The organism is Pseudocitrobacter sp. RIT415 (genome assembly GCF_003057695.2).
Classification (GTDB): domain Bacteria; phylum Pseudomonadota; class Gammaproteobacteria; order Enterobacterales; family Enterobacteriaceae; genus Pseudocitrobacter; species Pseudocitrobacter faecalis.
The window spans coordinates 1-14,576 of sequence record NZ_QBJC02000032.1 but is presented as its reverse complement, the minus strand read 5'-3'; the positions used below and the strand labels follow the sequence as shown (position 1 = coordinate 14,576).

The following is a 14,576-nucleotide window of genomic DNA, read 5'->3' as shown; positions in this document are numbered from 1 at the left end:
CGCGCCTTACCGTTTCGGTGATTGTTGCGCCAGAGCGACCAGTTCCTGAAGTAAACGTTGCGCCCGCTCGCCGCTCAGTTCGGCATCAACCGGCAGATACCACCAGTTGGACTTAGCAAACGCGCGGCATTTCACCGCATCCTTTTCGGTCATGATGAGCGTTTGCCCCGGCGCAGTTAGCGCTTCGACATCCGCGAGCGTCAGCGCCTGATGGTCAGCCAGCGCAACGGTTTTGATCGGTTGCAGACCGCTATTTTCAAGCGTGGCGAAGAAACGTGGAGGATGGCCAATTCCGGCCATCGCCACCACATTATGCAGTTCAGGAAGCGCCAGACGTTCGCCGGTCAAGAGATTGACCGCCAGGCCAGGCTGTAGGCGCATCGGGATTTCTCCTGCCAGCGCTTTACCGCCATTGGTAACGATCGCATCGACCGATTTTAGTCGAGACGCCCGTTCGCGCATCGGCCCGGCGGGTAGCCACCAGCCATTGCCAAAACGACGTACACCATCAATAACCACAATCTCTTTATCACGCGCCAGGCGATAATGCTGCAGACCGTCGTCGGTGATGATGAGTTGCAATGGATGTGCGGCAAGAAGGGCTTTGACCGCGTCTGTACGGATGGGCGATACCGCCACCGGCGCGCCCGTTCGCTGGAAAATAAGTACCGGTTCATCACCGGCCTGAGCGGTAGTGGTGTCACGATCCAGCAGCAACGGATACGTTTCCGCCTTGCCGCCATAACCACGAGAGACCACACCCACGCGAATCCCCTGCTGCTGGAGCTTTTCGACCAGCCAAATCACCACCGGCGTTTTCCCGTTTCCGCCTGCCGTCAGGTTACCGACAACGACAACCGGTACCGGTGCATGCCAGGCCTTTTTAAGGCCCAGCTTATAGCTCAGTCGGATAAGCCCGCTCACCAGGCCGTAAAGCCAGGAGAGCGGTAACAGCAACAACCAGAGCGGTGATTCGCCCGACCAGATGCGCGCTATCATTCGCCAAATTGCATCTTGTGCAGCTGTGCGTAGACGCCACGATGGGCCAGCAGATCCGCATGGCTACCGCGTTCAACGATGCGACCATCTTCCACCACCACAATTTCGTCCGCCTGTTCGATAGTCGACAGACGGTGCGCAATCACCAGTGACGTACGGTTTTTCTGTAGCTCATCAAGCGCAGACTGAATCGCGCGTTCTGATTCCGTATCCAGCGCAGAGGTCGCTTCGTCAAGAATCAGGATGGGGCTATCACGCAGCAGCGCACGGGCAATCGCAATACGCTGACGCTGGCCGCCGGAGAGCAGGACGCCGTTTTCACCGATAATCGTATCCAGCCCCTGATCCATCTTATTGATAAAGTCCATGGCGTAGGCCATTTCCGCGGCTTTTTCGATCTGCTCGCGGCTGAAATCTTCGGTACGCGCATAAGCAATGTTATTGGCAACGGTATCGTTGAACAGGTGTACGTTTTGCGATACCAGCGCAACCTGATTACGCAGTGATGTGAGGGTGTATTCCCGCAAATCGTGACCATCGAGCAAAATTTCACCCTGCTCAATATCGTAAAAGCGGGTAATCAGGCTCGCAATGGTTGATTTACCGGAACCCGAGCGCCCTACCAGCGCCACCGTCTTCCCTGCCGGAATAGACAGGTTAATATCACGCAACGCAGGCATTTCACGCCCAGGATAGGTAAAGGTGACATTTCGGAATTCAAGGTCACCTTTCGCGCGTTCAACGACACGCGTACCTTCGTCTTTTTCCTGTTCACTGTCGAGGATAGCAAACAGCGTCTGGCAGGCAGCCATCCCGCGCTGGAACTGTGCGTTGACGTTAGTCAGCGATTTCAGTGGGCGCATCAGGGCAATCATGGATGAGAAGACCACGGTGATCGTACCGGCGGTCAGGGTTTCCATAACGCTTGGGAAGCTTGCGGCATACAGGACAAAAGCCAGCGCCAGAGAAGCAATCAGCTGAATGATCGGGTCAGAGATAGAGGATGCAGAAACCATTTTCATGCCCTGCAGACGCATCTTATTGCTGACTTTATCGAAACGCTTGGTCTCAACCTGCTGACCACCGAAAATCAGCACCTCTTTGTGCCCTTTCAGCATCTGCTCTGCACTGGTGGTCACCTGCCCCATCGTGTTTTGCATATTTTTACTGATGTTACGGAAGCGCTTAGAAACCACACGGATAGCAATTGACACAATCGGCGCCAGCACGATGAGGATCAGCGACAGCTGCCAACTGTAGTAGAACATCATGATGAACAGACCGATGATCGACGCCCCTTCACGCACAACGGTAATCAGCGCACTGGAAGAAGACGATGCAACCTGCTCAGAGTCGTAAGTAATACGAGAAAGCAGCGTACCGGTGGATTGTTTATCGAAGAAGGAGACGGGCATCCCCATCATGTGACTGAATAAGCGGCGACGCACGGTCATTACGACCTTGCCGGAAACCCAGGAGATGCAATAACTGGAGATATAACTGGTGATGCCCCTGAGGATCATCAGACCAATTACCACCAATGGCATCCATAACAGCACTGACCTGTCCGTTTTACCAAAACCATCATCCAGTAATGGTTTGAGGAGCGATAGCATAAAGGTATCGCTGGCTGCGTTGAAGATTAACGCAACCGCAGCCACAATCAGCCCCGCTTTAAATGGCGCAATAGTCGGCCAGAGTCGGCGGAAGGTCTGCCACGTGGAGAGATCTTTGTCGTTCTGCATTCAAAAAACCAGCTTATGTTGAAATAGCCGCATATTCTACCCGTTATCCTGCCCCTCGCCAAACCACTGATGATACCAACGAGGTAAAAGTTGATCGCGTAAGCCTTCTATTTTCCACTTATTGCTGAAAAACGTGACCGTAATCTGCCCCTGATGCGGGGTGTCAAACCATGCATAATTATGCTGTTGATAGCGCGCCTTTACTTTCGCCGAAGGCAGGCGCCACGCGTTATAGCGGGATGCGGAAGCAAATGCTGCCTGCCCGTTTACCTGCTGTAATAATGCGATGCCTGACGAGGTATTACTGCCGTGATGCGGCACCTGAATAATTGTAGACGCAAGATACTGCCAGTAATGACTTTGCATGGCCATTTCCGCTGATAGTTCGATATCACCCGTCAACAGAACGCTGTTTTTACCATCATCGACTCGAATTACACAGGAGCCATTGTTGCCGGTTTGTCTGTTGCCTGATAACGGCCAGAGCACCCGAAATGATAATCCCTGCCATTGCCAGGCCTCACCTCGAAAACAGCGCCTGTGCCCTTGCCAGCCCAGAGGGCTACGCACCCAGCTTTCTGGCCAGGCATTGTGAAGGCTGTCGAAACCGCCCCGATGATCAAGGTGCTCATGGCTCAGGATGATCCCTTCAGGGGTTAGATTGTGCCAGCGTAGCCAGGGAATGAGCAGTTGCGTTCCGCTATCGCCCCCCGGCCACGCGAGCCCAGTATCATAGACAATTGCTTTATCATGCCGCGAGATAACAACGGAAAGCCCCTGCCCCACGTCCAGCATGGTGACCTGCCAGCGGTCGTCAGGCGACGACCGCCACAGAGGAAAAGTGAGCATGGTAAATCCGGACAGATAGACCGCCGGAAATGACCACCAGCCGCCAAAACGCCACACAATAATCATCATCCACGGAATGAGCGTCGCCCATGCCCAACGCGAGTCCACACCCAACCAGCCGTTAGGCAGAATACGCAGATAGGCGAACACCCATCCCATCACCGTATCAGCACTAAACCAGATGACTGATTCCAGCACTACAGGCCCACTCAGATGAATAAACATGGCCAGCAGCACCAGCGGTACGACCACAAACGTTACCACCGGTACCGCCAGCAGATTCGCCAGCAGAGAGGTGGTGCTGACGCCATGAAACATCAGCACCTGTAATGGCGTTAGCAATAGCATCAACCCTAACTGCAGGTAGAGTATTTCCTTTACAAAACGCATTGGCGCCTGCCCTTTCCAGCGTGGCGGAGGCACCCACTGGTACCAGAAAATGAGCGTAGCTACCGCGAAGGCAGAAAGCCAGAGGCTGTCGGACAGCACCGCTAGCGGATCAATGAATACGATAGCAGCGATGCAGCACAGCCAGACATCCCAGGCGCACCATCGCCGGGCCGAAAGTCGCAGCAGTGTCCAGATCCCTCCTGCCACCACCGTACGCACCGCTGGTGGCTGTAGCCCGGTGAGCCAGGCATACAGAAAGCTACAAACCAGTGCACCAACCAGCGGGAGTCGCCAGTTGATATAGCGACAGGGCAGGAAAAACTGTAATGCGCGGATAAGCAACCAACCCAGTGATGCCCCCAGCGCAATATGTAACCCGGAAATCGCCATCAGATGCGAAGTGCCGGTTTGCTGCATCAGCCTTTTTATTTCCGGGTCAACGTGCAAACGCTCGCCTGGCCCTAACGCCAGCAGTACATCGCGCCATTGATACTCCGCAAGAGAAGCCTGTAATGACGCGAGAAACTGCGCACGCAGGCTACACGTGAGATCCAGCGGCCTTGCAGCAATAAATCGTCCGGTAAGCGGCTGATGCTGCGCCAGCGCGTAGCGCTGAGAATCAAAGCCACCGTCATTAAGCTGACCATGCACCGCACGAGCGCGAATTGTCATCGCCCAGCGCTGACCCGCGCAGGGTGGCTGTGGCAGATAGTTGCCATACAGCGTAATAACGGGCGTCGGGAAAAGCCGCTGCCCGTTAAAACGGATAATATTCCCCTGGTGCGTGGTTTGCCCGTCAGTCTGGCTGAGCACAATCTCAACGGATTGATTTTTCCCGGCAATACGCAGCGCAGGCAATTGCACCTGCCAGGCTGCCAGCACGCCCCAGCAAAAAAGGAGTCCGAGGATACACACAATCCGTATTCCCCGTTTCGGGCAAATAAACGCTAACAGGCTAAGAGCAACAATTACAGCTTTAATGACCGACAACGACGGAAGCACAGGCAGCCAAAGTAATGGGCTCACACCGAGAATCACGCAGCAGGCAAACAATGGGACACGCATCAACACCTCCTTGTTGTGCCGAGTGTCGCGCGAGACTCATTTCTTGTCGTGGGGCAAAAGAAGAAGTATCGAGGCGTCTTCCAGACAATTTTGTGCTTGCAGCAAACGGGAAAACGTTTTGCGAGGAGAATTCAGAAAGCGAGGAAAGTGAGAGCGATGTTATTAGTATGCGAGAAATGAAAAAAGCACCCGTAGGTGCTTTTTCGCAATTAAGTCAGACCGTTATCGAACGGCATAACTCAATCGTAAATATTGGCGCGATCGCGCAGTTCTTTACCCGGTTTAAAGTGCGGCACATATTTGCCTTCAAGTTCCACTTTATCGCCAGTCTTCGGGTTACGCCCGGTACGTGGTGCTCGATAGTGCAGGGAGAAGCTGCCGAAACCGCGGATTTCAATGCGCTCACCCTGTGCGAGGGTTGAGGCCATATGCTCCAGCATCTCTTTTACCGCATCTTCCACTGCTTTTGCAGGGATATGGGATTGCTGGCTGGCAAGTCTTTCAATCAATTCTGACTTGGTCATGATTCCTCCGGTTTCCTGTCCAGGAAAATTAGCTAACAGCTTAAACAAGGGCGGCCGTAGCCGCCCTTTGTGCTTGATTACAGAACGAAAACCGTAATCTGTCAAGTAATCTCATGATTCTTCGGCTGATAATCAGACCGAAGAGTAAGAGAATTACTCGCCTTTAGCTGCTTTGAATGCTTCAGCCATTGCGTTGGAGAAGTTGCCGTCTTCCTGTTTGTTGTTAACAGTAGCGATTGCATCTTTCTCGTCAGCTTCGTCTTTAGCACGTACAGACAGGCTGATTGCACGGTTTTTGCGGTCAACACCGGTGAATTTAGCTTCAACGTCGTCGCCAACGCTCAGAACCAGAGTTGCATCTTCAACGCGGTCACGGGATGCTTCAGAAGCACGCAGGTAACCTTCAACGCCGTCAGCCAGTTCTACGGTTGCGCCTTTCGCGTCAACTGCAGTCACTTTACCGTTTACGATAGCGCCTTTCTTGTTCAGAGCAACCCAGTTGTTGAACGGATCTTCTGCGAGCTGTTTAACGCCCAGGGAGATACGTTCACGTTCTGCGTCAACCTGCAGTACAACTGCTGCGATTTCGTCGCCTTTTTTGTATTCACGTACTGCTTCTTCGCCTGCAACGTTCCAGGAGATGTCAGACAGGTGAACCAGGCCATCGATGCCGCCGTCCAGGCCGATGAAGATACCGAAGTCAGTGATAGACTTGATTTTACCTTCAACACGGTCACCCTTGTTGTGGGTTTCCGCAAACTGCTGCCATGGGTTGTTTTTGCACTGTTTCAGGCCCAGGGAGATACGACGACGTTCTTCGTCGATATCCAGAACCATAACTTCCACTACGTCGCCAACGTTAACAACTTTGGACGGGTGGATGTTTTTGTTGGTCCAATCCATTTCGGAAACGTGAACCAGGCCTTCAACGCCTTCTTCGATTTCAACGAAGCAGCCGTAGTCGGTCAGGTTGGTTACGCGACCGGTCAGTTTAGTACCTTCCGGATAACGTTTAGCGATAGCTACCCACGGATCTTCGCCCAGCTGTTTCAGGCCCAGAGATACACGGGTACGTTCGCGGTCGAACTTCAGCACTTTAACAGTGATTTCGTCGCCAACGTTTACGATTTCGCTCGGATGCTTAACGCGTTTCCATGCCATGTCGGTGATGTGCAGCAGGCCGTCAACGCCACCCAGATCAACGAATGCACCGTAGTCAGTGAGGTTCTTAACGATACCTTTAACTTCCATGCCTTCCTGCAGGTTTTCCAGCAGCTGATCGCGTTCTGCGCTGTTTTCGGATTCGATAACGGCACGACGGGAAACAACGACGTTGTTACGTTTCTGATCAAGCTTGATTACTTTGAACTCAAGCTCTTTGCCTTCCAGGTGCAGAGTATCGCGAACCGGACGAACGTCTACCAGGGAACCCGGCAGGAACGCACGAATACCGTTCAGCTCAACAGTGAAGCCACCTTTAACTTTGCCGTTGATAACACCGGTAACAGTTTCAGCTTCTTCGTATGCTTTTTCCAGCGTGATCCAGGCTTCGTGACGCTTAGCTTTCTCACGGGACAGCAGGGTTTCACCGAAGCCGTCTTCTACTGCATCCAGAGCAACGTCAACTTCGTCACCAACCTGGATTTCCAGTTCGCCAGCTGCGTTTTTGAACTGTTCTGCCGGAATAGCAGACTCAGATTTCAGGCCCGCATCAACCAGAACGACGTCTTTGTCGATAGAGACAACAACGCCACGAACGATGGAACCCGGGCGGGTTTCGATTTCTTTTAAGGATTCTTCAAAGAGTTGAGCAAAAGATTCAGTCATGTTTAATCTTCAGGTTTCATATTTAACGTCCACCTGGCTCCGTGCCGGATGGGGTTGTTTAACATACCCGCTGTCAATCCATTGCAACGGGGGTACTGCAAATTCGGTCGCGTATTAAGCGAGAGCCAACTTTTGGCGCGCGTATTGTAGCGCTTTTTCAATCACTTGCTCAATGCTTAAGGTGGTGGAATCCAACACTAAAGCATCAGCAGCCGGAACCAGCGGCGCCACGGCGCGGTTGCGATCGCGGTCGTCTCGTTCCTGTATCTCGGCCAAAAGGCGTTCAAAGTTAACACTAAAGCCCTTTTCCTGCAACTGTAGCATGCGGCGGTTGGCACGCTCTTCCGATGAGGCATCGAGGAAAATTTTTACTGGCGCATCAGGGAATACCACCGTCCCCATATCACGGCCATCGGCGATTAATCCCGGTGCTTCACGAAACGCGCGCTGGCGGCGCAGAAGCGCTTCGCGAACGCGCGGAAAAGCCGCTACTTGTGACGCTGCATTCGCCACGTCCTGAGTGCGGATTTCACCGCTAACATCTTCCCCTTCCAGGATGACTTCCAGATTGCCTTCCGTTGAGACAAAACGCACATCCAGGTGAGCGGCCAGCGGAACCAGCGCATCCTCCGACGTCACGTCGACGTGGTGATGTAACGCGGCCAGCGCCAGAACACGATAGATGGCTCCCGAGTCCAATAAATGCCACTGTAAAGCCTCAGCCATCGCTTTACACAGGGTGCCTTTACCCGCACCGCTTGGTCCATCAATTGTGATTACCGGGGCAACTGCCGTCATCTTTATCTCCTTCAACACAAGGCGTATAGAACCTAAACGCGCGCATTATACGCATGTCTACGCCTGACAGTTACCTTTGTCTGCGAAATACGGAAATAACGCCAATAATGGTGGGAATAGTGAACAATAATTATAGCGGGCTGGCGCATGGCCAGCCCGAAAGATGACAATGTTTTACTTTTTGTCTGAAGCGATACGTTCGCGGATATGCTGCGCACGTTCAGTTGAAGGCGGATGGGAATCAAACATCGATTTGGTATGTCCGGCGTCCATACTCTCCAGCTTGTCGAAGCTGCCGACCAGGCCCTGGGTGCTGATACCGCGTTTTTTCAGCAAATCGTAGGAGAAGTCATCGGCTTCAGACTCTTTATCGCGTGAGTATTTCGCATTGATAGCACCTTCCGCGATATCGCCAAGCTGAGAACGAGAGAGCTGAGCTGCCACACCGCTGGTTGCCGAGATAGCATCACGCGCGGCAACGACCGCATAAGACGCTTTCATTTCAGCCAGTGAGTGACCGAGCGCCACGTGGCCCAGTTCATGACCGAGAACGCCTTCGATTTCGTTGTCATTCATCATATCCATCAGGCCGCTATACACACGCACACAGCCGTTAGCCATCGCCCAGGCATTCACATCACTGGTCATGTAAACCTTATAGTTAACCGGCGTGCCGTTGATATTATTGCCCAGCGCTTTGGCGATTTTCGCCAGACGTTTGCTGTATTTGCTGGATGCGCCAGCCATTTGGTTCTGGCTATCCAGCTCCTGGCACCCCTGATTGGCGATGGCTTTGGCATCTGCATCTGTCAGGGTTGCTGCTTTATAAGCTGACATACCTGAACTGATCGCCATGTTGGTGTCGATACCGTGGGTATTTTTACAGCCGCTGAGCAGCGTCGCGGAGACTGCCAGCGCCAGCAAAAGTTGAGTATTCTTCATGTGAATCATCCATTGATTATGTATAAATTATCTAAATATCAATAAGTTAAAAAGGAAACCAAGGTTATCACTATGAGGAACACGCAGAAAGTCCGAAAAAAAACGCCGACACAAGGTCGGCGTTTTATTATTACGATTTCAATTAAGCTAGCGTACTAATACGCGCCAGCTGTTCGAAATAGTCCGGGAAGGTCTTCGCCGTACATTTCGGGTCAAGGATGGTTACCGGCGTATCAGACAGCGCCACCAGCGAGAAGCACATCGCCATGCGGTGATCGTTGTAGGTGCCAATGTCAGCAAACTGCAGTTTTGCCGGCGGCGTGACGCGAATGTAATCTTCGCCCTCTTCCACTTCCGCACCCACTTTGCGCAGCTCCGTCGCCATCGCAAACAGACGATCGGTCTCTTTCACGCGCCAGTTGTAAATATTACGTAACGTAGTGGTGCCTTTAGCGAACAACGCGGCCGTAGCAATAGTCATCGCAGCGTCGGGAATATGGTTCATGTCCATATCAATGGCATTCAGTTCGCCACGGGTACAGGCAATATAGTCATCGCCCCAGGTGATGGTCGCGCCCATTTTTTCCAGCACGTCAGCAAAGCGGATATCGCCCTGCACGCTGTTACGACCAATACCTGTTACCTTCACGGTACCGCCACGGATTGCCCCCGCAGCCAGGAAATAGGACGCGGACGAGGCATCTCCTTCCACCAGATACTGGCCCGGAGAGTGATACTGTTGACCGCCGCGCACGACAAAGCGCTGATAATGTTGGTTTTCAACCTCAACACCAAACGTTTTCATCAGGTGCAGGGTGATGTCGATGTACGGTTTAGAAACCAGATCGCCTTTGATGGTGATAATGGTGTCTTTCGGTGCCAGCGGCGCGGTCATCAGCAATGCCGTCAGGAACTGGCTCGAAACAGTACCGTCAACCTCAACGTTGCCACCGCTAAAGCCGCCCTGTAAACGCAGCGGTGGATAGTTTTCCTGTTCGAGATAGGTAATTTGTGCCCCACCCTGACGTAGCGCGTCAACCAGGTGCCCAATCGGACGCTCTTTCATGCGCGGTTCGCCGGTCAGCACGATATCGTTATGACCCAGGCAGAGCGCCGCCGCCAGAGGGCGCATCGCCGTGCCGGCGTTCCCGAGGAATAATTCCAGTGATTCATTAGCCTGCAATGGACCTGCGTTACCCGTGACTTCGCAGCGGGTGCGATCGGCAGACAGGGTGTAGTGAATTCCCAGCGTACTCAGCGCATTTAGCATGTGGCGAACATCGTCGCTGTCCAGCAGGTTTGTCAGGACAGTGGTGCCGCGTGCTAAAGCTGCCAGCAGCAAGGCGCGGTTAGAGACACTTTTTGAACCAGGCAGGTTAATGGTGCCATCAACACGCGCAATGGGTTGTAACGTCAGGGATTCCATGAAACTCAACTCTCAAAATCGACAATAAAAACCCCTGCAGAGTGCTGCAGGGGATGAAAATGAAAAAATTAACCGTGGCGACGTTCGAAGTCTTGCATGAAATCGGTCAATGCCTGAACGCCTGCCAGCGGCATCGCGTTGTAGATTGACGCACGCATCCCGCCGACGACGCGGTGGCCTTTCAGCGAATGCAGACCTGCGGCAAAGGACTCTTCCAGGAAGACTTTATCCAGTGCGCTGTCCGCCAGCTGGAACGGAACGTTCATGCGAGAACGGTTAGACGCCGCAACATCGTTACGATAGAAATCGCTGTTGTCGATAACGCCGTACAGCAGTTCAGCTTTTTGCTGGTTGATGCGATCCATTGCCGCCACGCCACCCTGCTCTTTCAGCCATTTGAATACCAGCCCCGCCAGATACCAGGCAAAGGTCGGCGGCGTGTTGAACATGGAGTCGTTCTCGTTCAGTACCGAGTAATCCAGAATGGACGGGCAAGCGATGTTGGCTTTGCCGAGCAGATCTTCACGCACAATCACCAGCGTCAGGCCTGCCGGGCCGATGTTTTTCTGCGCGCCTGCGTAAATCACGCCAAAGCGGCTGACGTCAATCGGGCGGGAAAGAATGGTCGAGGAGAAATCGGCGGCAACAACCACGTCTTTGTCGAAATTCGGGGTTTCATCAATGGCGATGCCATCAATGGTTTCATTCGGGCAATAGTGAAGGTATGCCGCATTGCCAGAGAGTTGCCATTCGCTCATCGGCTTCACAGCACGCTTCCCGTCAACGGTAATTTTGGCGTCAATCACATTTGGCGAGCAGTATTTCTTCGCTTCTTTTACTGCACTGGCCGCCCAGTAACCGGCGTCAACGTAATCTGCGGTGGTTTTATCCCCCAGGATATTCAGCGGAACGCCCGCGAACTGACCGCGACCACCGCCGTGACAGAACAACACTTTATAGTTGGAAGGGATATTGAGCAGGTCACGAAAATCCTTTTCTGCTTCTTCCGCCACGTGGATAAATTCTTTCCCACGGTGGCTGACTTCCATTACTGATGTACCCAATCCGTTCCAGTCGCGTAATTCGTGCTGCGCCTGTTTAAGGACATCTGCCGGTAGCATTGCCGGACCCGAACTGAAATTAAAGACCTGAGCCATTTCCCCTCACCACGTTGCAATGTTGTCTACCCGGGTGTGTTCACCCGGATATAAGTTATTCCTGTGGATATCGGTTTTATCATTCAGTGACACGCGCCGCAATGGGTAATACTGAGCGGCCAGAAAATGCGCCCTGAGTCACACAACAGAATATTCGGCATTGACGAGTGAAAATGGAGAAATCCGCTAGCCGGTGACGCGTTTCGCGCTGCTGGCCTTCGACCATTCTGGATTTGCACAGCGAGGACATAATTGATGTTCCCCGGCATTAAAATGAAAAATCGCGCTGCACCGAACGCAGGCGTAATCGGCGGCCTCGGGAATCGTGGTAAAGCGCGATATGCAGCTCGACGGTAAAATCACCAAACCGGCCTTCACATCATCATCAGGATAATAATAAATGCTGATTTGCCCGTTCGTCTCCATAATGGCCAACCGCACCTGCCCGAGATGCTCTACGCCGCCCAACCGCAGCTCCATAAAAAACTCAAATTCGGTCATGTTCTCGGATTGCAAACGCTCCCACGCAAGCTCCCCCTCTTCCACCACAACGAGCGGCTTTCCTTCCAGTAAATCTTCCAGTTTTTCGCTACGGGACATCAGCCACATCACCAGTCGATAAAGGGCGGCTAACGTGATAAAAACGACTAACACGGGGAGCATGGGCACATCGTCATAAAACGCCACATCACCCGCGGCGGAGCCCAGCGTCAGGATGATAAGCACTTCAAACAGCGACATCTGCCGCACGCCGCGCCGACCGGTAATTTTCAGGAACAGGAAAACCAGAATAAAGGTGTAGAGCGAACGCAGTGCCACTTCGCCGAGGAAATCCAGAGGAACTTTATCCAGAGCCATGCGATGGAGATCGAACGATTTCATTTTTATGCCTGTAACGATGTCATTGTCGTTAATCATAGACCAGCGCATTTAATTTATTATTGATTATCAATCGCGATAGATACATTCATCCAAACCCCGTATGATTGCGCGCTTTCCGTACGATAAAAACGAGACCGTCATGACGCAAACCTATATCCCCGGCAAAGATGCCGCACTGGAAGATTCCATCGCTCGCTTCCAGCAAAAACTGCTCGACCTGGGCTTTGACATCGAAGAGGCCTCATGGCTGAACCCGGTACCAAACGTCTGGTCGGTACATATTCGCGACAAAGCGTGTTCGCTGTGCTTTACCAACGGTAAAGGCGCAACCAAAAAAGCCGCGCTGGCGTCCGCGTTAGGGGAATATTTCGAGCGCCTGTCGACCAACTACTTCTTCGCCGATTTCTGGCTGGGCGAGAAAATCGCTAACGGCCCATTCGTGCATTATCCGAACGAAAAATGGTTCCCGATCCCGGAAGATGATGAGCTGCCGGAAGGTCTGCTCGATGCGCGTCTGCGCGCGTTCTACGATCCTGACGATCAGTTGACCGGCAGCCTGATGGTGGATCTGCAATCGGGCAATACCGATCGGGGTGTTTGCGGTCTGCCGTTTACTCGCCAGTCCGATGGCGAAACCATTTATATCCCGATGAATATCGTCGGCAATCTGTATGTTTCTAACGGTATGTCTGCAGGCAATACCGCGAATGAAGCGCGCGTACAGGGTCTGTCGGAAGTGTTTGAGCGTCACATTAAAAACCGCATCATCGCTGAGAGCATCAGTCTGCCGGAGATCCCGAAAGAGGTGATGGCACGCTATCCAGGCGTCGTGGCGTCTATCGAAAAACTGGAAGCGGAAGGGTTCCCTATTTTCGCTTACGACGGCTCTTTAGGGGGGAAATATCCGGTTATCTGCGTTGTACTGTTCAACCCGGCAAACGGAACCTGTTTTGCCTCCTTCGGCGCGCATCCGGACTTTGGTGTCGCACTTGAGCGTACCGTTACAGAACTGCTGCAGGGCCGAGGCCTGAAAGATCTGGATGTGTTCACACCGCCTACTTTTGATGATGAAGAAGTCGCCGAGCACGCCAACCTGGAAACTCACTTTATTGATTCCAGCGGTTTGATCTCCTGGGATCTCTTCAAACAGGATGCCGACTACCCGTTCGTGGACTGGAATTTCTCGGGAACGACCGAAGAAGAATTCGCGACGCTGATGGCGATTTTCAACGCGGAAGATAAAGAGGTTTACATCGCGGATTATGAGCATTTAGGCGTTTACGCCTGCCGTATCCTGGTGCCGGGAATGTCTGATATCTATCCAGCGGAAGATCTGTGGCTGGCGAATAATAATATGGGCAGTCATTTGCGCGAGACGATCCTGACCCTGCCAAACAGCGAGTGGGAAAAAGAAGAGTACCTGAATCTGATTGAACAGCTGGATGAAGAAGGTCTGGACGATTTCACCCGCGTGCGTGAACTGCTGGGCCTGGCAACGGGCAAAGACAACGGCTGGTATACCCTGCGCGTCGGCGAGCTGAAAGCGATGCTTGCCCTTGCGGGGGGCGATTTAGAACAGGCGCTTATCTGGACTGAGTGGACAATGGAATTCAACGCGTCAATCTTTAGTGCCAAGCGTGCCAATTATTACCGTTGCCTGCAAACCCTACTGCTGCTGTCTCAGGAAGAAGAACGCCAGCCGCTGCAATATCTGAACGCATTTATTCGTATGTACGGTGCTGAAGCCGTAGAGGCCGCCAGCGCGGCATTGAGCGGTGAAGCGCCGTTCTACGGTTTGCAGGCCGTTGATAACGACCTGACGGCCTTCCCGGCGCATCAGTCGTTGTTGGCAGCTTACGAAAAACTGCAGTGTGCAAAAGCTGCGTTTTGGTCAAAGCAGAGCTAAAAAGACCGGATAATAAGTAGGTTTAAAGATTACTCTACGCTATATTATGGGGCCGTTTAACGGCCC

At 52.8% G+C, this 14,576-nt stretch carries 11 protein-coding genes; 1 reads left to right on the top strand and 10 read right to left on the bottom strand.

What is annotated here, in order from left to right; translation table 11 throughout:
* Positions 1-6: 6 nt before the first annotated feature.
* The 10 genes from lpxK to DBY68_RS21495 all read right to left on the bottom strand — a co-directional run bounded on the left by lpxK (position 7) and on the right by DBY68_RS21495 (position 12,604).
* Positions 7-999: a tetraacyldisaccharide 4'-kinase gene (lpxK, locus tag DBY68_RS21545; protein ID WP_108474583.1), complete on the bottom strand. Its 993-nt coding sequence runs from the start codon at positions 997-999 to the stop codon at positions 7-9.
* Complete coding sequence (msbA, locus tag DBY68_RS21540) at positions 996-2,744, bottom strand: lipid A ABC transporter ATP-binding protein/permease MsbA (RefSeq protein ID WP_108474584.1); 1,749 nt, start codon at positions 2,742-2,744, stop codon at positions 996-998. The genes lpxK and msbA overlap by 4 nt, the downstream gene beginning before the upstream one ends.
* Before the next feature lie 36 nt (positions 2,745-2,780).
* Positions 2,781-5,048 (bottom strand): ComEC family protein, encoded by a 2,268-nt coding sequence (locus DBY68_RS21535; protein WP_108474585.1) that lies wholly within the window; start codon positions 5,046-5,048, stop codon positions 2,781-2,783.
* Positions 5,049-5,287: 239 nt separating this feature from the next.
* A complete protein-coding gene (gene ihfB / locus DBY68_RS21530; protein WP_015965094.1) occupies positions 5,288-5,572 on the bottom strand; it encodes an integration host factor subunit beta in 285 nt (94 codons plus the stop codon).
* 153 nt (positions 5,573-5,725) lie between these two features.
* A complete protein-coding gene (gene rpsA, locus DBY68_RS21525; protein WP_015965095.1) occupies positions 5,726-7,399 on the bottom strand; it encodes a 30S ribosomal protein S1 in 1,674 nt (557 codons plus the stop codon).
* A 114-nt stretch (positions 7,400-7,513) separates the two neighbouring features.
* The gene (cmk, locus tag DBY68_RS21520) at positions 7,514-8,197 is read right to left on the bottom strand and encodes a (d)CMP kinase (protein WP_108474586.1); all 684 of its coding nucleotides are present in this window, start codon (positions 8,195-8,197) and stop codon (positions 7,514-7,516) included.
* A gap of 174 nt (positions 8,198-8,371) precedes the next feature.
* The gene (locus DBY68_RS21510; protein WP_108474587.1) at positions 8,372-9,139 is read right to left on the bottom strand and encodes a M48 family metallopeptidase; all 768 of its coding nucleotides are present in this window, start codon (positions 9,137-9,139) and stop codon (positions 8,372-8,374) included.
* 142 nt (positions 9,140-9,281) lie between these two features.
* Positions 9,282-10,565 carry a 3-phosphoshikimate 1-carboxyvinyltransferase gene (gene aroA, locus DBY68_RS21505; RefSeq protein ID WP_108474588.1) on the bottom strand — a complete coding sequence of 428 codons (1,284 nt, stop codon included), beginning with the start codon at positions 10,563-10,565 and terminating at the stop codon, positions 9,282-9,284.
* Between the two features lie 68 nt (positions 10,566-10,633).
* Positions 10,634-11,722 (bottom strand): 3-phosphoserine/phosphohydroxythreonine transaminase, encoded by a 1,089-nt coding sequence (serC, locus tag DBY68_RS21500; protein ID WP_108474589.1) that lies wholly within the window; start codon positions 11,720-11,722, stop codon positions 10,634-10,636.
* A 186-nt stretch (positions 11,723-11,908) separates the two neighbouring features.
* Positions 11,909-12,604, bottom strand: a complete 696-nt coding sequence (locus DBY68_RS21495; RefSeq protein WP_108474590.1) for a DUF421 domain-containing protein — start codon at positions 12,602-12,604, stop codon at positions 11,909-11,911.
* A gap of 139 nt (positions 12,605-12,743) precedes the next feature.
* On the opposite strand from DBY68_RS21495, the gene ycaO reads away from it, so the two are divergent.
* Positions 12,744-14,510, top strand: coding sequence for a 30S ribosomal protein S12 methylthiotransferase accessory factor YcaO (gene ycaO / locus DBY68_RS21490; protein ID WP_108474679.1), 1,767 nt, complete (start codon positions 12,744-12,746; stop codon positions 14,508-14,510).
* The last annotated feature ends 66 nt before the right edge of the window (positions 14,511-14,576 follow it).